17 protein-coding genes and 1 pseudogene are annotated in these 18,024 nt (G+C 65.8%); 4 read left to right on the top strand and 14 right to left on the bottom strand.

The annotated features are described in order from the left end of the window. Positions 1-30 precede the first annotated feature (30 nt). Positions 31-504, top strand: a complete 474-nt coding sequence (locus EI545_RS14175; protein ID WP_125326076.1) for an ureidoglycolate lyase — start codon at positions 31-33, stop codon at positions 502-504. A 61-nt stretch (positions 505-565) separates the two neighbouring features. Here EI545_RS14175 and EI545_RS14170 read toward each other — a convergent pair whose 3' ends face one another. From EI545_RS14170 to bhcA, 10 genes and pseudogenes are all read right to left on the bottom strand, one after another. Next, positions 566-772, bottom strand: a complete 207-nt coding sequence (locus tag EI545_RS14170; RefSeq protein WP_125326075.1) for a cold-shock protein — start codon at positions 770-772, stop codon at positions 566-568. A gap of 195 nt (positions 773-967) precedes the next feature. Further along, positions 968-1,672 (bottom strand): DUF6596 domain-containing protein, encoded by a 705-nt coding sequence (locus EI545_RS21555; RefSeq protein WP_216842448.1) that lies wholly within the window; start codon positions 1,670-1,672, stop codon positions 968-970. 20 nt (positions 1,673-1,692) lie between these two features. Further along, entirely contained in the window at positions 1,693-2,196 is a 504-nt protein-coding gene (locus tag EI545_RS21550; RefSeq protein WP_216842447.1) for an RNA polymerase sigma factor, read from the bottom strand. Beyond that, entirely contained in the window at positions 2,193-2,576 is a 384-nt protein-coding gene (locus EI545_RS14160) for a YciI family protein (protein WP_245990048.1), read from the bottom strand. The genes EI545_RS21550 and EI545_RS14160 overlap by 4 nt, the downstream gene beginning before the upstream one ends. 30 nt (positions 2,577-2,606) lie before the next feature. Then, complete coding sequence (locus tag EI545_RS14155) at positions 2,607-3,053, bottom strand: hypothetical protein (RefSeq protein ID WP_125326073.1); 447 nt, start codon at positions 3,051-3,053, stop codon at positions 2,607-2,609. Positions 3,054-3,364: 311 nt separating this feature from the next. Then, on the bottom strand, positions 3,365-4,339 hold the full coding sequence (locus EI545_RS14150) for a type I glyceraldehyde-3-phosphate dehydrogenase (protein WP_125327533.1): 975 nt from the start codon (positions 4,337-4,339) through the stop codon (positions 3,365-3,367). A gap of 97 nt (positions 4,340-4,436) precedes the next feature. Further along, positions 4,437-5,396, bottom strand: coding sequence for an iminosuccinate reductase BhcD (bhcD, locus tag EI545_RS14145; protein WP_125326072.1), 960 nt, complete (start codon positions 5,394-5,396; stop codon positions 4,437-4,439). A gap of 84 nt (positions 5,397-5,480) precedes the next feature. Further along, the gene (gene bhcC / locus EI545_RS14140) at positions 5,481-6,644 is read right to left on the bottom strand and encodes a 3-hydroxy-D-aspartate aldolase BhcC (protein ID WP_125326071.1); all 1,164 of its coding nucleotides are present in this window, start codon (positions 6,642-6,644) and stop codon (positions 5,481-5,483) included. 3 nt (positions 6,645-6,647) lie between these two features. After that, entirely contained in the window at positions 6,648-7,616 is a 969-nt protein-coding gene (gene bhcB / locus EI545_RS14135; protein WP_125326070.1) for a beta-hydroxyaspartate dehydratase BhcB, read from the bottom strand. After that, positions 7,613-8,796, bottom strand: a pseudogene (gene bhcA, locus EI545_RS14130) (L-aspartate--glyoxylate aminotransferase BhcA). Before bhcA ends, bhcB begins: the two are co-directional and overlap by 4 nt. Before the next feature lie 150 nt (positions 8,797-8,946). On the opposite strand from bhcA, the gene bhcR reads away from it, so the two are divergent. Continuing rightward, positions 8,947-9,756 (top strand): HTH-type transcriptional regulator BhcR, encoded by an 810-nt coding sequence (bhcR, locus tag EI545_RS14125; protein WP_125326069.1) that lies wholly within the window; start codon positions 8,947-8,949, stop codon positions 9,754-9,756. 15 nt (positions 9,757-9,771) lie between these two features. On the opposite strand, the gene EI545_RS14120 is transcribed toward bhcR, so the two are convergent. Both EI545_RS14120 and parA read right to left on the bottom strand, forming a co-directional pair. Further along, positions 9,772-13,335: a hydantoinase B/oxoprolinase family protein gene (locus EI545_RS14120; RefSeq protein WP_125326068.1), complete on the bottom strand. Its 3,564-nt coding sequence runs from the start codon at positions 13,333-13,335 to the stop codon at positions 9,772-9,774. A gap of 62 nt (positions 13,336-13,397) precedes the next feature. Continuing rightward, positions 13,398-14,021 (bottom strand): ParA family partition ATPase, encoded by a 624-nt coding sequence (parA, locus tag EI545_RS14115; protein WP_125326067.1) that lies wholly within the window; start codon positions 14,019-14,021, stop codon positions 13,398-13,400. A 245-nt stretch (positions 14,022-14,266) separates the two neighbouring features. On the opposite strand from parA, the gene EI545_RS14110 reads away from it, so the two are divergent. After that, positions 14,267-14,473, top strand: coding sequence for a cold-shock protein (locus EI545_RS14110; RefSeq protein WP_125326066.1), 207 nt, complete (start codon positions 14,267-14,269; stop codon positions 14,471-14,473). A 72-nt stretch (positions 14,474-14,545) separates the two neighbouring features. Here EI545_RS14110 and EI545_RS14105 read toward each other — a convergent pair whose 3' ends face one another. Then, positions 14,546-14,929: a hypothetical protein gene (locus EI545_RS14105; protein ID WP_125326065.1), complete on the bottom strand. Its 384-nt coding sequence runs from the start codon at positions 14,927-14,929 to the stop codon at positions 14,546-14,548. A gap of 310 nt (positions 14,930-15,239) precedes the next feature. On the opposite strand from EI545_RS14105, the gene EI545_RS14100 reads away from it, so the two are divergent. Continuing rightward, complete coding sequence (locus EI545_RS14100; RefSeq protein WP_125326064.1) at positions 15,240-15,986, top strand: class II aldolase and adducin N-terminal domain-containing protein; 747 nt, start codon at positions 15,240-15,242, stop codon at positions 15,984-15,986. Positions 15,987-16,008: 22 nt separating this feature from the next. On the opposite strand, the gene EI545_RS14095 is transcribed toward EI545_RS14100, so the two are convergent. Continuing rightward, entirely contained in the window at positions 16,009-17,964 is a 1,956-nt protein-coding gene (locus EI545_RS14095; RefSeq protein ID WP_125326063.1) for a CocE/NonD family hydrolase, read from the bottom strand. Between the last annotated feature and the right edge of the window lie 60 nt (positions 17,965-18,024).

Below are 18,024 nucleotides of genomic sequence, written 5' to 3'. Positions count from 1 at the left end.
TCGCTTTCACCGCCAGCGAAAGGCGCCAAGATGCAGACCCTGCACCCCGAACCGCTCACCGCCGCCGCCTTCGCCCCCTTCGGCGATGTCCTCGATGCCACCGGTGAGTTCCGCCTGATCAACGACGGCCTCTGCCGCCGCCACCACGACCGCGCCCGGCTGGACTTTGGGCCAGACGCCCGCCCCGGCCTGTCGATCTTCCACGCCGAAGCCCGCGCGCTGCCCTATGCTTTTGACCTGATCGAACGCCATCCCGAAGGCTCGCAGGCCTTCATCCCGATGACCGAACATCCGTTCCTCGTCATCGTCGCCGAAAGCCCCGACCGCGCGCCCCGCGCCTTCCTGACCACCGGCGCGCAAGGCATCAATCTGCATCGCGGCACGTGGCATGGCGTTCTCACGCCGCTGTCGGCACCCGGGCTCTTTGCGGTGGTTGACCGGATCGGCCCGACCCCGAACCTCGAAGAGCATCGCTATCCGTCGCCCTGGACCGTTCTGCCCTGACCCGGACATGCAAACGGGGGCAGCCATGGGCCACCCCCGTTCAAATTCATGTCGCTAAGGCTTATGCCAGCGCGAGGTTGATCGCCGATTCGCGGCCATCACGGCCGGATTCCACGTCAAACGTCACAGCCTGACCATCGTCCAGACCACGGATGCCAGCGCGTTCCAGCGCGGTCACGTGGACGAACACGTCCTTGCCGCCGGATTCCGGAGCAATGAAGCCGAAACCCTTGGTGGCGTTGAACCATTTCACGGTGCCCTTGGCCATCGTGATTTTCCTTCTCATAGCGCCATCCGCAACACGCGATGGCCTGGCTTTCATCCGTTAGATCGAGTGTCTGAAGCCGAAAAGGAAACAGAGAAGTCGACAGCAGGTGTTTTCGCCCGGTCCGTATGCGCCTTTTTTGGGGAAATAGCTAGCGTTTTTGCAGGGCAGCCCGCCCCCCTGCCGGAAGTCCGCCGGTCACGGCCCCGCATCCAGCGTCAGCCGGACGTCCATCAGATAGGCCCGCACCGCCGCATCCTCGGTCAGCGCGATCGCTTGCGCCAGATCGGCCAGCGCCCGGTCCCGCTGCCCGGCTAGGCCTGCGACATGCGCCCGCGCCACCCACCACGGCTGGTGCCGCGCAACCTGCCCCGGCAGGGCGTCGAGCGCCCCCAGCGCAGCCAAAGGCTCACCCGCCTCGGCGATCACTACCGCCTGACCGATCCGCGCGCCGATGCTGTCGGTGTGCTGCACCAGCAGGTCATACAGCAACCGCAGCGCCTTCAGGTTCACCTGCCCGGTGATCGGTCGCTGCACATGCACCGACTGGATCGCAGCTTCGCACTGGAACCGGCCGAACCGCCCGGCCTGCGCCGCCCGGATCAGCAGCCCCTCGGCCTCGATGATCATCGTACGGTCCCACAGCCGCGCATCCTGCCGGTCCAGCGGCACAAAGGCCCCAGACGCGTCGCGCCGGGCCCGCCGCCGCGCTGTGCAATACAGCATCAGCGCCAGCAGCCCCGCAGGTTCGGGTTCCTCCGGCAGCAGATGGACGACCAACCGCGCCAGCCAGATCGCCTCACCGGTCAGCGACTCCGGCGCGTCAGGATGCTCCATCCCGTCCCAGCCCTGCCCGAAGGCGGCGTAGATCGCGTCCAGAACCGCGCCCAGCCGTTCGGCCATCGCCTCGGGCTCGGGCAGCGTCAGGCGCAGGCAGCATCGCGGATGCGCAGCTTGGCCCGCACAAGGCGCTGGGACAGGGTCGCCGGTGTGGTCAGGAACACCCGCGCCATGCGCGCGGCGTCAATGCCCAGCACCGTCTGCAGCATCAGGGGCGTCCGCACGCCGGGGTCAATCGCCGGATGGGCGCAGGCAAACATCAGCCGCAGCCGATGGTCAGGCACCGCAGCCTCGGCCTCGGGCAAGGCCAGCCGCCGCTCCACCTCTGGCACAGCCAGCTGGCGCACCCGGCCCGCCCGGTCGGCGTTCTTCAACCGGTTGCGCGCCGCCGTCACCAGCCAGCCTTCCGGGTTCTGCGGTACCCCCCGCTCCGGCCAGACCGTCAGGGCCGAGATCAGCGCCTCCGACAGCGCATCTTCCGCCGCCGCAATGTCGCGGCCCTGCATGGCAAGGATCGCCACCAGCTTGCCATAGCTGGCCCGAGCCGCTGCTTCGGCAGTCCGGGCCGCATCGTCGCTGCCGCTCACGCCGGGGGGGCAGGCATTGCAAGCACCGGTCGCACCTCGACCGATGCGGTCAAGGCGGATGGCGCCTGTGCCGCCCAGTCCAGCGCCGCGTCAAGGTCTGGCACCTCGATCACGAAATAGCCGCCCAACTGTTCCTTGGTATCGGCATAGGGGCCATCCTCCACCTGCCGCTTGCCATCGCGGAGGCGCAGCGTCGTCGCCGTGTGCGGGCCTTGCAGCCCGTCGCCCTTCACGATGACACCCGCCTGTGCCATCGCCCCGATAAAGGCGTTCCAGCCGCCCCAATAGGCCCCCGCCTCGGCCGGGTCGGCGCGGCGGGCAAATTCTTCCGGTGTCTCGTTCAGAATCAGCATGAATTGCATCGGGTCTCTCCATTTCATGAAAGGTAGCATGGGCTGCGCTGCAAGGTCTCAGGCTTTGGCAGCAGGGTGTCGGCTTGCTGCGTAAAGGGCCGCCGCTATCGCCACGACCACGGTCAGGATGATGATCTGCGGCAGGCCCATCGCGGCAAAGACGCCATGGACGGCATCCCCGATCCACAAGGCGACATAGGCCAGAACCGATGCCAGCAGCACGGGCCGCGCCAGCGCGTTGCGCAGCAACAGAAGGACGCTACCCACCAGCCCCCCTGCCACGCCAATGGCGAAGGCCAGCGTCATCCAGACCGGATACCCTGTCATCACCGCCGCCTGCTCCGCTGTCAGGCCTTGGGCGATCAGGCTTTCCGGGGTGGCGCTGACCGACCCTGCAAACTGGACGGCACCAAAAACATTCCAGGCAATTCCGCCCAGCGCGGTCGCCAACAGCCAGACCGGCGCCCGGACTGGCTTTTCGTGCGAAGAAGATACAGACATCATGGGTCTCCACAGGCTCACGACGACGCCGTCATGACATCATCTGCCAGCATGACACCCGGGCCCCCGCGCATTTCGACAAAGCCGCTGATTTTTCCGCAACTGGCACGCAAGAAATCGGCACAAGCGCTGCACCTGTGCCCTTCCCCAAACTTTCTCTTCTCCAAATATCCCACGGGAGGTCTGGAGGGTGTGAAACCCTCCAGCCCCGGCCAGCCCCGCGCGCAGCGCCCGGAAACCTTGACGAATCCCTAATCAGGCCCCGCAAGCCCTTGATCTTGCAAAGACTGAACCCCTGTCCCTGCCCGGGACAGTCACCCCATCAACCGCGCCACATCCAGCATCCGGTTGGAAAAGCCCCATTCATTGTCGTACCAGCCAAAGACCCGCAGCAACCCCTGCGGCGTCACCCGTGTCTCGGGACAGGCCATCACGATGCTCTCAGCCCGGGCCCGCAGGTCGGATGAGACCAAGGGCAGATCCGTCGCCCCGATCACCCCCCCAACCCCCCGAAACGCCGCGTTGACCGCCTCGACCGTCGCCCGCCGCTCCGTCACGACCGTGAGGTCGACGCAAGACACGCTGGCCACCGGCACCCGCACCGCCGCCCCCTGAATGCGCCCCGCGATCTCGGGCAGGACGACGTCCAGCAACCGCTGGGCCGATGTCGTCGTCGGCACCATCGACAGCGCCGCCGCCCGGCTTCGGGCAAAGTCCGCCGCCGGGGCATCCACGGTGGGCTGGCTGCCGGTGTAGCAATGGATCGTCGTCATCGACCCTGTCACCACGCCCCACTCGCGGTCCAGAAGCCGCACCAGGGGGGCCAGCGCGTTCGTCGTGCAGCTGGCGTTCGACACGATCCGGTGGTCCCCCAGCGCCCCCTCGTTCGCACCAAGCACCACTGTCACCTCGGCCGCAGCCGATGGCCCCGACACCAGCACCCGCCGCGCCCCCGCCACCAGCCCCCGCGCCGCAACCTCGCGCGTTTCTGCCCGGCCGGTGCATTCCAGCACCACGTCCACCCCGGCAAGATCCAGCGTCGAGATATCGGCCAGCCGGTGCAGCGGCAGCGCGCGGCCATTGACCACAAGCGCCCCGCCCGTGAGGTCCACCGTGCCCCGCCACGGCCCGAAGGTGCTGTCATAGGTGAAGAGATAGGCACACATTTCGGGTGCCGCGATGTCGTTGATCCCGACGATTTCCAGCCCCGGCCAAGCCTCGGGGCGCTCGGCCCAGGCCCGCACCACCGACCGCCCGATCCGCCCGAACCCGTTCACGAAGACCCGCATGACCTGCCCTTCCAGACATTCGCCCGGCGCAGTCTCATCACGGGCGGGCTGCCGCTTCAACTGTCGTTCGATGAAGTTTTGTGCCCGTCACAATCCGTCAGACAGTGACCCTTGACCCCAGCCCACGCTCCTCTGCGCGGCGGACGGCCATCGCGGCGACCGCAAGGTCCTGCAGCCCGACCCCGGTGCCGTCGAAAAGCGTGATCTCAGCCGCTGACCGCCGCCCCGGATGGCGCCCCACCAGCACATCACCGAGCGGAGTGATTGCGGTTGCGTCCAGCAGCCCCCCCGCCACGGCATGCTGCGCTTCGCCAAGGCTTACTGACTGCGCCACTTCGTCGGCAAAGACCGAGGCGCGGCCAAGGAGAGCGGGCTCCACCTCTTGCTTGCCGACCGTATCGGTGCCCATGCAGGCCAGATGCGTGCCGTCGGCGACATGTGCGGACATCAGGCTTGCCGCGGGGCTGGAAGTGATGGTGATGATCACATCCGCCTCGACCATCCGGTCAAGCGGTACGGCCTCGAACGGCAGGCCAAGCTCGGTCGCGATCGCCGCCAGTTTTGGCAGCATGTCGGGATGCAGGTTCCAGGCGATGACCTTCTGAAACTTCCGCACCCGTGCCGCCGCACGGAGCTGAAACCCGGCCTGATGCCCCGCGCCGACCATCCCCAGCACGTTCGCATCCGGCCGCGCCAGCCGGTCGATGGAGATGGCCGAGGCGGCAGCGGTGCGGAGCGCGGTCAAGAGGCCCCCGCCGACCATGGCCGTCGGTCGGCCGGTTTCGGGATCGAACAGGAAGACCGTCGACTGGTGATTGATAATCCCCTTGGCCGCATTGCCGGGGAAGTACCCCCCGGCCTTGACGCCCAACTGCCCGCCGGACCGGTCAAGACCCGACTTGAAGCCATACTGCCGACCCTCGCCCAAAGCTTCGCGCACGACGGGGAAGTTGTAGGCCTCGCCCCGCGCCATGGCGGCGAAGGTGGCTTCGACCGCCGTGAAGGCATCTTCGGACGAGACGAGATCGGCGATGAGGGATTCGGGGATGATCAGCATGGCGCGGTCCTTTATGCAGGCGTTGGAGCGGGGGGTTTCACACCCCCCGCGCCCCCCGTGGGATATTTGTGCAAATGTGAAAGGCTAGTAAGCCTTGCCGCGCGCCGATACGGGCCAGACCACCTCGACCACGCCATTGCGGACGCCAACATACCAGTCATGCACGTTGCAGGTCGGGTCGCAGTGGCCGGGGACGAGTTTCAGTTTATCGTTGACCTTGAGCACGCCCTGCGGGTCTTCGACGACACCATGTTCGTCGCTGCACTTGACGTATTTCACATCGGTGCGACCGTAGATCACCGGCAGGCCTGAATCGACCGACTGCGCCTTGAGGCCCGCATCGACAATGGCCTTGTCGGCCTTTGCGTGGCTCATCACGCTGGTCAGGATGAAGAGCGCGTTTTCCCATTCGCCCTGGTCGATCCGCTTGCCGTCCTTGTCGAGGATGCGGCCATAGTCTGCGTCCATGAAGGCGTAAGAGCCGCATTGCAACTCGTTGTAAACGCCTGAGGTGGACTCGAAGTAATAGCTGCCGGTGCCGCCGCCGCCGACGATGTCGCAGGCGATGCCATCGGCCTTCAGCGTATCCACCGCGTCCTTCACCTGGGCCACGGCAAGGGCGATCTTCGCCTTGCGGTCATCGTAGCTGTCCATGTGCTGCATCGCGCCCTGATAGGCTTGGATGCCGGCAAACTTCAGCCCCGGGGCCGCGTCGATGGCCTTGGCAAGGGCCACAACCTCGGGCGTGGTCTTGACCCCGCAGCGGCCCGCGCCACAGTCGATTTCCACGAGGCATTCGATCGTCGTGCCGTGCTTGACCGCAGCGGCAGAAAGGTCGGCCACGTTGTCCATCATATCGACGCAGCAGATCGTCCGCGCGCCGAGTTTGGGGATGCGTGCCAGACGGTCGATCTTGGCCAAATCGCGCACCTGGTTCGACACCAGCACATCCTTGATGCCGCCGCGGGCAAAAACCTCGGCCTCGGACACCTTCTGACAGCAGACGCCGACCGATCCGCCAAGCCGTTCCTGCAGCAGGGCGACGTCTACCGATTTGTGCATCTTTCCATGCACGCGGTGGCGCATGCCATGGGCCTTGGCATAGTCGCCCATCTTCTTGATGTTGCGTTCCAGCGCGTCGAGATCAAGGACCAGGCAAGGCGTCTGGATATCACCCTCGGCCATGCCGGGCAGGGCGGGGATGTCGTAGCCAACTTCAAGGCCATCGAATTTCGGATGCGTGTTCATGGATTATCCTTTCATCCAAGGCAGGGTGTCCAGATCGACGTTGCCGCCGGTGATGATGACACCAACGCGGCGACCGCGGAAGGTTTCGGGGTTTGCAAGGATCGTTGCCAGCGGCACGGCGCAGCTGGGTTCCATCACGATCTTCATGCGCTTCCAGGTCAGCTTCATCGCGTCGATGATCTCATCCTCGGTGGCGGTGAAGATGTCGGTGACGTGGTTTTGCACGAAATGCCAGGTCAGGTCCTTGAGCGGGACCTTCAGACCATCGGCGATGGTCTCGGGCGCGTCGTCGGCGATGATGTGGCCAGCCTTGAAGCTGCGGAAAGCGTCGTCGGCGTTCTTCGGTTCGGCGGCGTAGATGGCAACGTTGGGGGCAGTGGAGGAGACGGTGAGGCAGGTCCCCGAGATCATCCCGCCGCCGCCGATGGGGGCGATGACGGCATCCAGCCCCGCAACCTGATCGAGGAGTTCGCGCGAGCAGGTGGCCTGCCCGGCGATCACGCGGGGATCGTTGTAGGGGTGGACGAATTCACCGCCGGTGCGGGCCTGCACTTCGGCAAACACCGCCTCACGGCTGGAGGTGGAGGGTTCACATTCGGTGATGACGCCGCCATAGCCCCGGACAGCGTCCTTCTTCGCCTGTGGTGCTGTGCGGGGCATGACGACGTTGCAGGGGATGCCCCGGCGACCGGCGGCGTAGCTGAGGCTGAGCGCGTGGTTGCCGGAGGAGTGGGTGCAGACGCCCTTGGCGGCCATCTCGTCGGAAAGCCCAAAGACCGCATTGCAGGCGCCACGCACCTTGAAGGCGCCGGCCTTCTGGAAGTTCTCACATTTGAAGAACAGCTCGGCCCCGGTCAGGTCGTTCAGGTAGCTGGAGGTCAGGACGGGCGTGCGGTGGATGTAGGGTTCGATGCGGGCGTGGGCGGCCAGCACGTCATCGTAGGTTGGGATCAGCATGGGGAAGTCCTTCATTCTGCGGCCATGGCCATGGCGGGCACCGTGCCACGGTAGTAGTCCTGCGCCGCCGCCACGCCTGAGCCGAGCTTGATCGGCCAGCCAAGATCGGCCATGCACATTTCAGCCGTCGCAAGGCCCGACAGGACCATCACGTCGGTCAGCATGCCCAGATGGCCGATGCGGAAGACCTTGCCCGCAACCTCACCCAGACCGACACCGAAGGCGACACCGTATTTGCTGGCGGCAAGCTGCACCAAGGCCGTGCCGTCGCAGCCTGCGGGGACCTTCACGGCCGTCACGGTGTCGGAATAAAGGTCGGGCGTGGCGGCATAGGGCGTCATGCCCCAGGCGGTGATCGCCCGGCGCACACCTTCGGCAAGGCGGTGGTGGCGGGCGTAGACGTTGTCCAGCCCCTCGGATTCCAGCAGGTCGATGGCATGGGCCAGACCGGCGATCAGGCCGACGGGGGGGTGTAGGGAAAACCGCCACGGGCGTAGCTGGTCAGCATATCCTTGAAATCAAAGAAGGTGCGCGGCAGGGTCGCCGTGTCCATCGCCGCAATCGCCTTTGGGGAAACCCCAAGGATCGCAAGCCCGGCCGGCAGCATGAAGCCCTTCTGACTGCCGGCCACGGCGATATCTACGCCCCAAGCGGTGAACTCGAACGGCATCGACCCGATGGAGGAGACGCCATCGACAAACAGCATCGCGCCATGCCCGGCCGCGTCCATTGCCTTGCGGATCCCGGCGATGTCGGACTTCACCCCGGTTGCCGTCTCATTATGCGTGGCAAGGACGGCCTTGATCGTCTTGTCCGCCTTCAGCGCAGCCTCGATCGCGGCCAAGGGGGCACCTTGGCCCCAAGGCGTCTCGATGATGCGGACGTTCAGGCCGTGGCGCTGGCACAGGTCAATCCAGCGGTGGCTGAACATGCCAAAGCGCGCGGCCAGCACCGTATCGCCGGGCGACAGGGTGTTGGAGACGGCCGCTTCCCACCCGCCGGTTCCGGTGGAGGGCAGCAGGATCACTTCGCCCGCATCCATTTTCAGGACCCGGCGCACGCCTTCGACGGCGGGCTTGAACATGCGGGCAAAGGCGGGCGACCGGTGGTCGATCGTCGGCATGTCGCAGGCCTTGCGCACCGACTCGGGGATGTTTGTCGGGCCGGGGATGAAGACAGGGTTCTGGAAGGACATCGGGGCACACTCCACTGGATGTCCCCTGTTCTAGGCGCATCACAGCCAAACGGCAATTTTTTCGAAAAGATTTTTCATCGGTGCAACTTCATGCTATTTTCAAACCCGAACAGACACTTGCGCTTTTTCAACGCGGAAAGCTGGGAACCAATGGCACAGAAACCACGCGGGCGGCCCAAGGCCTTCAACGACAAGACCGACCAGAACACGGTGCAGGCTTTGGACCGGGCCCTGTTCCTGCTGGAACACCTTGCCCAAAGCCCCGGCCGCACGCTTTCCGACCTGGCAGAAGAGACGGGTCAGGCCGTCGCCACCACCTTCCGCGCGCTGCAGACGCTGCAAGGGCATGGCATGGTTGAGGTTGAGGAACCCGGCCAGCTTTGGCACATCGGCGCGGGGGCGTTCCGGATCGGCACTGCCTTCCTGCGCCGGACGAAGGTGGTTGAGCGGGCCCGCCAGCCAATGGACGCCCTGATGCGCGAAACGGGCGAGACGGCGAACCTTGGCGTCGAAGTACGGGGTGAGGTGCTGTTTCTCGCTCAGGTCGAGACGAACGAGGCGATCCGCGCCTTCTTTCCACCGGGGACCAAGGGCCCGATGCATTCCAGCGGCATCGGCAAGGCGCTTCTGGCGTGGTATCCCGAAGACCGCGCGCGCGACATCATCGCCCGGCAGGGCCTGCAGAAGTTCACCACGCTGACGCTGACGTCAGACAGCGCCCTGCTGCGTGACCTTGCCCGCACCCGTGAGCGCGGCTTTGCCATCGACGATCAGGAGCGCGCCGAGGGGATGCGCTGCATCGCCGCCCCGATCTTCAACGCTTATGGCGAGCCGGTTGCCGGTCTGTCCGTCTCCGGCCCCGCGTTCCGGGTGGGGCTGTCGGATGCCACCCGCATCGGCGCGCTGGTCAGGGCAGCCGCCGACCGGGTGACCGAAGCGACGGGCGGCACGCGGCCCTAAGGCCGGGGGCTGGGGTCACCCCCAGCCGCCGCCACCTGGGGTGCGCATCTCGAACACGGCCCCTGCGGGCAGGTCGCGTTCGTCATTGCCCTGAAGGACCTCAACCCGCCCATCAGGCCAAAGCACACGGTTTTCGCCCACCGCCCCCGCGCCACCGCCCGCCCCGCCAAATGGTGCCACCCTGCGGCTGCCACAGAGCGTGGTGACAGTGACCGGCGCCAGAAACCGCAGCCGCCGCACCGCGCCATTGCCGCCATGCCACCGCCCGCCCCCGCCCGAGCCATGGCGGATCGAAAGCTCCTCCAACCGGACGGGAAAGCGTTTTTCCAGCACTTCCGGGTCTGTCATCCGCGTGTTGGTCATATGGCTTTGCACCGCATCGCAGCCATTGAACCCCGGCCCTGCCCCGGTGCCCCCGGCGATGGTTTCATAGTTCTGGAACGTGTCATTGCCCCAGATGAAGTTGTTCATTGTCCCCTGCGCCGCCGCCACCACCCCAAGCGCACCATAAAGCGCGTTGCAGGCACTTTGGCTGACTTCGGTATTCCCGGCGATCACCGCCGCAGGCGCGCGCGGGTTGAGAAGCGAGCCTTCGGGCACGATGATCGTCAGCGGCGCAAGGCAGCCTTCGTTCAGGGGGATCGGCTTGCCGACCAGCGTGCGGAAGACATAAAGCACCACCGCCCGCGTCACAGCCTGCGGGGCGTTGTAATTGCCGGAATGCTGCGGACTGGTCCCCGTGAAATCAATCGTGGCAGAGCGGTTGGCACGGTCGACGGCGACGCGCACCCGGATCGTGGTGCCGATGTCCATCGGGTAGGAAAATTCACCATCGGCCAGCCGGTCAATCACCGCACGAACGCATTCCTCGGCATTTTTCTGGACGTGGTGCATATAGGCGGCAACCGTCTTTGCGCCGTGGGTTTCGACGACGCGCAGCAGTTCCCGACGTCCGGTCTCATTCGCGGCGATCTGGGCTTTCAGGTCGGCCATGTTCTGATCAGGTGACCTACAGGGCCAGCGCCCCGAAGCCAGAAGTTGCCGCGTCTCACCCTCGCGCAGGTGGCCTTGGGCGACTAGCGGGAAGAGGTCGATCACCACGCCCTCTTCCTCGATCGTCGTGCTGTCAGGCGGCCCCGACCCCGGTGTCCGTCCGCCAATATCGGCGTGGTGCCCGCGCGACCCGAGCCAGAAGGCGGGCGTGGAGCCTACGAAGACCGGCGTGATCACGGTCACATCCGGCAAATGCGTGCCACCGTTCCAGGGTGAATTCAGCATCCACGCATCGCCATCCCGCGCTGTCGCGCCGACAGCAGCGATGACGGTCTTGACCGCATGCGACATCGACCCAAGGTGCACCGGCACATGCGGCGCGTTGGCGACCAGATCGCCGTTCGCATCGAAGATGGCGCAGGAAAAATCGTACCGTTCCTTGATGTTGACGGACCAGGCGGTGTTGGCAAGCGTCGCGCCCATCTGGTCGGCGACTGACATGAACAGGTTGTTGAAAACCTCCAGCAGGACCGGGTCCGCCTTGGTGCCCGCGGCGGGGGGGCGGGCGATGGCCTCGGTCCGGGTCAGGATCAGGTTTGCTTGGCCGTCTACCTGCGCCTGCCACCCCGGCTCGACGATGACGGTTCCTGTGCTTTCGGTGATGACGGCGGGGCCGGTGATACGGGTATCCGTGCCACAATCCTCGCGTCGGTAAAGCGGTACGCCGTGCCAACCATTGGCCCATAAGCGAAGGGTAGCGGTGGGGTGAGGGGTTTGTGAACCCACATTCACCAACGGCAGGTCTGCGCCGCCCCCTTCTGCCTCAGCCGCCAGCATCTCGAACAGAACCGCGCGTTCGGGTGAGGAAAATCCGAACCGTGCGTGATGCGCGGCGGCGAAAGCCGCACGCAATTCGGCCTCGGTTCCAAAGGGCACCGGCAAGGACTGGTGCGACCCGTCATAGCGCAGATGCGCGGTCAGGATTGTCCGGGGTTGGGCGATGCCCTGATCGGACAACTCGGCCGCCGCCTCGGCGGCTAGGTCGGCAATCCGGCTGGCGGCGGAGGGGTCCGACACCGGGGCATCGAACTGCACTTCGCGCAGGGCGCGCAGGTCGGCAAGGCCCATGCCGAAGGCCGACAGAACGCCTGCCTGCGGATGCAGGAAGACCGTCCGCATCCCCAGCGCGTCGGCCACGCCACAGGCATGCTGCCCGCCCGCCCCGCCAAAGCATTGCAAGGTATAGCCAGTCACATCATGCCCGCGCTGGACGCTTATCTTCTTGATCGCATTGGCCATGTTGTCGATGGCGATGCGCAGGAAGCCCTCGGCCACCACCTCGGGCGGGTCCAATTGGCCGGTTTCAGCGGCAATCTTTGCGGCCAAAGCCTTGAACTTCGCCCGAACCACATCGGCGTCCAGCGGATGATCACCGCCGGGGCCGAAGACGGCGGGGAAATGGTCTGGCGACAGCCGCCCCAGCATCACGTTGCAATCGGTGATCGTCAGCGGCCCGCCCCGGCGATAGCTGGCCGGCCCCGGGTTTGCGCCGGCACTTTCGGGCCCGACCTGAAACCGACCGTCGCGAAAGCTGCAGATCGACCCGCCCCCCGCTGCCACCGTGTGAATGTCCATCATCGGCGCGCGCATGCGAACGCCGGCAACCTCGGTCTCGAACGATCGTTCATAAACGCCGGCATAGTGGCTGACATCGGTTGAGGTGCCCCCCATGTCGAACCCGATCAGCCGGTCAAACCCCGCGGCGCGGGCCGTCTGCACCATCCCGACGATGCCCCCTGCCGGGCCGGACAGGATGGCATCCTTGCCCTGAAAGCGCCCCGCCTCGGTCAACCCGCCGTTCGACTGCATGAACAACAGCCGTCCGGTTGCGCGCCCCATGTCCAAAGCGCCTTCGACCTGCGCCACATAGCGCCGCAGGATCGGCGACAGGTAGGCGTCCACCACGGTCGTATCACCGCGCGGCACGATCTTGGCCAGACGGGACACCTGATGCGAAAGCGAGATCTGGCTGAACCCCGCCTCCTCGGCCAGCGCGCCAACCCGCGCTTCGTGCGTGGGGTTCACATGGCCGTGCATCAGCGCCACGGCGACCGCAGCAATACCGTCGGCCCGGCCTGCCGCGAGTGCTGTGCGCACGGCGTCCTCGTCCAGCGGCAGAACCTCGTTCCCATCGGCATCCAGCCGGCCCGGAACCTCGGCCACGCGGTCATGCAGCAGATCAGGGCGGCGGATGTTGAGGTCAAACAGCGCTGGCCGCGCCTGGGTGCCGATCCGCAACAGATCGGCGAAGCCTTGGGTGATCAGCAGCAGGACACGCTCGCCCTTCCGCTCCAGCAGGGCGTTTGTGGCCACGGTCGTGCCCATCTTCACTGCCGAAATGGCTTGATCGGGGATCGCCGCATCAGGGCCAAGGCCCAGACAATCGCGGATGCCTTGCACGGCGGCATCGGCATAGCGTTCGGGGTTCTCTGACAAAAGCTTGGCCGTCACCAGCTGGCCATCCGGCGCGCGGCCCACCACATCGGTAAAGGTGCCGCCCCGGTCGATCCAGAATTCCCAGGCCATCGCGTCCCTTTCCTTGTCGCAGCCAGCCTAAAGCAGGATTGCGGGGCCGGAAAGCAGGTGCGTCATTCGTCCAGCAGCGCCAGCACCTCATCCGCAAGCTGGCGCACTTCCGCAGCCGCCGGCCCCCGGGTTTCCGAGGCAGCCCGCCCTTCGCCCAGACTTTCAGCGTAGACCACTCGTTGCCCCAGCGTCGCCGTCGCCACGCCGCCCACCGCTGCTGCGGCATCGGCCACCTGCACGCCAAGCCGCGTGCCCGCCTTGACCCGGTTCAGCACGATGACCGCCCGCCTGCCTTCGCGACCGATCAGGTCAATGACCCCATCGGTGGCCCAAAGATCCATCATCGACGCCGCCACCGGGATCAGCACCAGATCCGCCTCACGCAGGGCAGGGCGAAGGTCGGCATCCACTTTCGGTGGCGTGTCGATGATGACGATGTCGGCCACTTTCTTCAGCTTCTCACATTCATAACTGACACCCCATGCCGATGCGGTCGAGAACTCGATCCCCTCGACCCCCATGGCGTCGCGCCGGGACATGAACCAACGGCCCAGACTGCCCTGAGGATCCGTGTCCAAGAGCGCGACCTTCAGCCCGCGACTGTGAAATTCCACGCAAAGATTGACAGCCAGCGTGGTTTTGCCAGACCCGCCCTTCTGCTGTGCGACCGTCACAACCTTGCCCATCGCGATTCCCTTCCCTTGCTGCAGCGCAGCATAAGCCCATTCGCCTGCGTGGCACAGCCCGAAAGCGGGACCATCCCCGAAGTGCCTGAAACCCTTGGAATCAACGCCAGAATATGCAATTGTTTCGCTGCGACGTTATCTTTTCGACCACTGTCTCCGACCATCGGCCACAGCAATCGACACTAAGCTGACGGGGCCAAGCCGCCGCAATCTCGCGGGCGGATCACGACACAGGAGACATCACGATGGCCAAGGGCACCGTGAAATGGTTCAACGAGACGAAAGGTTACGGCTTCATTGCCCCGGAAGGCGGCAAGAAGGACGTGTTTGTTCACATCACCGCGCTGGAACGCGCCGGACTTCGCAGCCTGAAGGATGGCCAGCCGGTCACCTTTGACATTGAAGCCGGCCGGGATGGCCGCGAATCTGCGACCAACCTCGCGCTCGACTAGCACGCCACTCTGGGCGGGCGGTCAGCCGCCCCCCAGAACTGCCCCCAGAACTGCCCCACGACCGGGCCCCTGCTACATCATGCTCATGGCGCTACGGTCGCGCAGGACATGGTCGAAGCCCTGACGAAAGCCCGCTTCGGAAACCGCATCTGGCAGACAGACGGCCGAACGGCGACCAAGGGGATAGGCAGGAATGTCGAACTCGCTGCTCAGCAGCATCACACGCATCTTCGCATCGGCGGCAATCAGGGTCGCAATCGCCCGTTCGGCAGCCTGGACGCCGCCAAACGCGTCACAATCCATGACGAAAAGGTCATAGCCCATCGGGTCGTCCAGAAGGCTGGACAGGGCAGCGAAAAATTCATCCTCGGTCTCGACAAGGCAGTCATAGCTTGCCAGACGGCAAGCTGTCAGACCCCTGGGCCGGTCGGTCAACAGCATCACTCTGGCACCCATGGACTGGCGCGACAGAGGTTGGCGGTCAAGTCTGACTGAAATCTGCACGGAATACCTCCTACACCTTGGAACCACTATTTACCGGCAATGCGGTCAGCATCCGCCGGAATAAAGGAAACTTACAGGTAATTTTCAGAGCGTTCGCCACATTCAAGCAAGGGTTGCTAGCGGGGCCCACCTGCCCCGCGTCAGAGTTGCATAGCTATAGAGCCATTGTATTCCACATGGCTATAAGGACTTTGCTACCCTAATCTGAATGAAATTGCAGCCGCTGATTTTCCTACAAGACAACCGAATCGGAGAGGGGCAGATGAACCAGCACGCAAATCTGACACATTGGGGCCTGCGGCAGGACCTTGCCGCCGCCTTCCGCTGGACCGCCCGCCTGAACCTGCACGAGGCGGTGGCGAACCACTTTTCGCTTGCCGTGAACCCCGAAGGCACGCGGTTCCTGATCAACCCGAACGGACGGCACTTTTCGCGGATCACCGCCTCGTCCCTGGTGGAGATTGACGCGAACGACCCCGCCACCATGGCCCGGCCCGATGCACCTGACCCTACCGCATGGGGTCTGCACGGGGCGATCCACCGTGCCTGCCCGCACGCGGCCTGCGTCATGCATGTCCATTCTGTCCATGCCACAGTGCTGGCCAGTCTGGCGGACAGCCGACTGCCCGCGATCGACCAGAACACCGCCATGTTCCACAACCGCGTGGTGGTCGACGACCACTATGGCGGCATGGCGTTCGAGGCTGAGGGCGCGCGTTGCGCCACGCTGCTGGCTGATCCGAAGATCACCACGATGGTGATGGGCAACCATGGTGTGCTGGTGATCGGCGCGACCGTGGCCGAAACCTTCAACCGCCTTTACTACTTCGAACGCGCGGCCGAGACCTATATCCGCGCGCTGCAGACCGGCCGCCCGCTGCGCGTCCTGCCTGACGAGATCGCCGAAAAGACCGCGCAGGAATGGGAGGCCTACCCCGGCTTTGCCGAAGCGCATCTGCGCGAACTGCGCGCCATCCTTGACGAGGCAGACCCGGGCTACGCGGGCTAACGCCAGTCAGACAAACCGACGGTCACACAAACCGACGGGGCACCCGGTCGTCCCAGTCGCGCTGAAACACCTGTTCGTCCCCCTCGAAGGCCGTAAGGCGCGCCTTCATTCGCAAGTCGGTGTCCGTTCCGGTCATCTCGGTCTCAACCACAGTCCGAACCCGCCAGTCGCCGCGCGACAGGCGCTGTTCCCAACGGATCGTCGCGCGGGCGGACAAGGGGTCGTCCGGGGTGATCTCCCACACCTCGTCAACCGTATCGCCATGCGTCAGGCCATGCGGTTCCACCACCTCGCCGGAGTCATCGTGGATCGAAAGGGTCTGTCGGCCGGTGACGGGGTCCACCTCGGTCTGACGTGACCATGCGGGCGGGCGCAAGGTGCGCTGGCGGGGTGGGGGCAGGCGTTCCGGCCGGGGTGGCTGCCACTCCGGTGCTGCCTCGGGCAGGATCGGCAGGCCAAGGGCACCTGCTGTCAGCGTCAGCACCACCCGCCGCGGCGAAGGCCAGAGGAACGGCCAGTAGGCGGTCGACAGCGCCAGCCGCAGCCGGTGGCCGGGCTGCAGCCGATGCGCCATCGCGTCCAGAGTCAGCGCAACCTGTACCGGTTGGCCCGGCTCCAACGGCTGCGGGCTGGCGCTGCCTGCGCGGTGGCACAGGTTCAGCATCCCATGCGCGATCCGGGCCGATGTGCCATCCGGCGCCACATCGCACAGTCGCGCGACAACCATGCCGACCGGCTGGTCAAGGGTCAGCGCCAGCCGCAGGGTTGCCCGCCCGACCAGCGTCATCGGTTTGGTCAGGGCAGGCCCGTCAAAGCACAACGACAGCGCGTCATCCGCCGCCTGATCGCCCGCCATCTCGGCATGATCGCCGGTCGGGAAATACTCGCCCGCCGCTGCCCCCAGCGTCTGGGGTGACGCGATGCGTGCCGGAAGCCGCGTCTCAAGCCCCAGACCTCCGGGGCCGAGCGGCAGGGTCAGCGTCGCCGTCGCAGGCCGCGCGGGCAGGCCAATCCACTGGCCCACACGGCTTTGCGCCGATGGATCAGGCGGCGCGTGGTCCTGCAGGTAAAGGCGCAAGGCGGGGTCATCCTCAACCCCGGTCGGCAAGTCCTTCAACCAGCGATCCCACCAGCGCACCGCTTCGGTCAGAAACCCGATGCGCGGACCGGGGACAGCCATATGCGGGTAAAGATGGACCCAAGGGCCAACGATCCCCCTGACCGGGCCACTGGCATTGCGCACCAGCGCGCCGACCATGTTCATGTAACCATCCGCCCAGCCGCCAATCGCCAGGATCGGCACTGTCAGCCGCGACCAGTCCTCACACACCGACCCGTGCCGCCAATAGGCATCGCGCGTCTGATGCCCCGCCCAGCGCGGGGCCAGCCAGGGGTTCGCCTCCAGCCGCCGCAGCCAGTCCTCCCGCCAATCCGCCCGCAAGGCCGGGTCTGCCGGACGCGAGGAATAGGACAGCATGACCGACGCCCAGCCGAAATTCTCGGCCAAGAGGCAGCCGCCCTTGAAATGGATGTCGTCGCCGAACCGGTCCACCGTTCCGCAGACCGCGATCACCGCCTTCAGCGCGGGCGGCTGCAACGCCGCCACCTGCAGCGCGTTGAACGCCCCCCAGCTTTTGCCCATCATCCCCACGGCACCCGTGCACCAGGGCTGCGCCGCCGCCCAGGCGATCACCGTGCAGGCATCGGCCAGTTCCTCGGCGGTGTATTCATCGGTCAGGATACCTTCGCTGTCACCCGTGCCGCGCAGATCGACCCGCAGGCAGGCATAGCCTTGCGCGGCGATCCATGGGTGGATGGCCTCATCCCGCGCCGCCGTCGCGTCGCGCTTGCGGTAGGGGATCATCTCGATCACGGCGGGCACTGGCCCGACCCCCGCCTGCCGCCAAAGCCGGGCTGAAAGCTGCACGCCATCCGGCATCGCGATCCGCTGGTCCGGCACTTCCATCACCGTTGGCATGGCGCTCCCTTTCGATGGCGGATATGATTGTCCTGCGTCGTTTCGGAACCAGACCGGCTG

The sequence above is a fragment of the Tabrizicola piscis genome, from assembly GCF_003940805.1.
GTDB classification, from domain to species: Bacteria; Pseudomonadota; Alphaproteobacteria; order Rhodobacterales; family Rhodobacteraceae; genus Tabrizicola; species Tabrizicola piscis.
The sequence above is the reverse complement of the archived record's forward strand: the minus strand, read 5'-3'. Positions and strand labels throughout refer to the sequence as shown.

Bases quoted from the DNA above. Each gene is read 5' to 3' on its own strand.
- EI545_RS14160 (WP_245990048.1), bottom strand. From the start codon at position 2,576: ATGAAATGGAGAGACCCGATGCAATTCATGCTGATTCTGAACGAGACA.
- EI545_RS14105 (WP_125326065.1), bottom strand. From the start codon at position 14,929: ATGGGTGCCAGAGTGATGCTGTTGACCGACCGGCCCAGGGGTCTGACA.
- bhcR (WP_125326069.1), top strand. From the start codon at position 8,947: ATGGCACAGAAACCACGCGGGCGGCCCAAGGCCTTCAACGACAAGACC.
- EI545_RS14100 (WP_125326064.1), top strand. From the start codon at position 15,240: ATGAACCAGCACGCAAATCTGACACATTGGGGCCTGCGGCAGGACCTT.
- EI545_RS14175 (WP_125326076.1), top strand. From the start codon at position 31: ATGCAGACCCTGCACCCCGAACCGCTCACCGCCGCCGCCTTCGCCCCC.
- EI545_RS14170 (WP_125326075.1), bottom strand. From the start codon at position 772: ATGGCCAAGGGCACCGTGAAATGGTTCAACGCCACCAAGGGTTTCGGC.
- bhcC (WP_125326071.1), bottom strand. From the start codon at position 6,644: ATGAACACGCATCCGAAATTCGATGGCCTTGAAGTTGGCTACGACATC.
- bhcB (WP_125326070.1), bottom strand. From the start codon at position 7,616: ATGAAGGACTTCCCCATGCTGATCCCAACCTACGATGACGTGCTGGCC.
- EI545_RS14120 (WP_125326068.1), bottom strand. From the start codon at position 13,335: ATGGCCTGGGAATTCTGGATCGACCGGGGCGGCACCTTTACCGATGTG.
- EI545_RS14150 (WP_125327533.1), bottom strand. From the start codon at position 4,339: ATGCGGGTCTTCGTGAACGGGTTCGGGCGGATCGGGCGGTCGGTGGTG.
- EI545_RS14110 (WP_125326066.1), top strand. From the start codon at position 14,267: ATGGCCAAGGGCACCGTGAAATGGTTCAACGAGACGAAAGGTTACGGC.
- EI545_RS14095 (WP_125326063.1), bottom strand. From the start codon at position 17,964: ATGCCAACGGTGATGGAAGTGCCGGACCAGCGGATCGCGATGCCGGAT.
- parA (WP_125326067.1), bottom strand. From the start codon at position 14,021: ATGGGCAAGGTTGTGACGGTCGCACAGCAGAAGGGCGGGTCTGGCAAA.
- EI545_RS21555 (WP_216842448.1), bottom strand. From the start codon at position 1,672: ATGGCCGAACGGCTGGGCGCGGTTCTGGACGCGATCTACGCCGCCTTC.
- bhcD (WP_125326072.1), bottom strand. From the start codon at position 5,396: ATGCTGATCATCCCCGAATCCCTCATCGCCGATCTCGTCTCGTCCGAA.
- EI545_RS14155 (WP_125326073.1), bottom strand. From the start codon at position 3,053: ATGATGTCTGTATCTTCTTCGCACGAAAAGCCAGTCCGGGCGCCGGTC.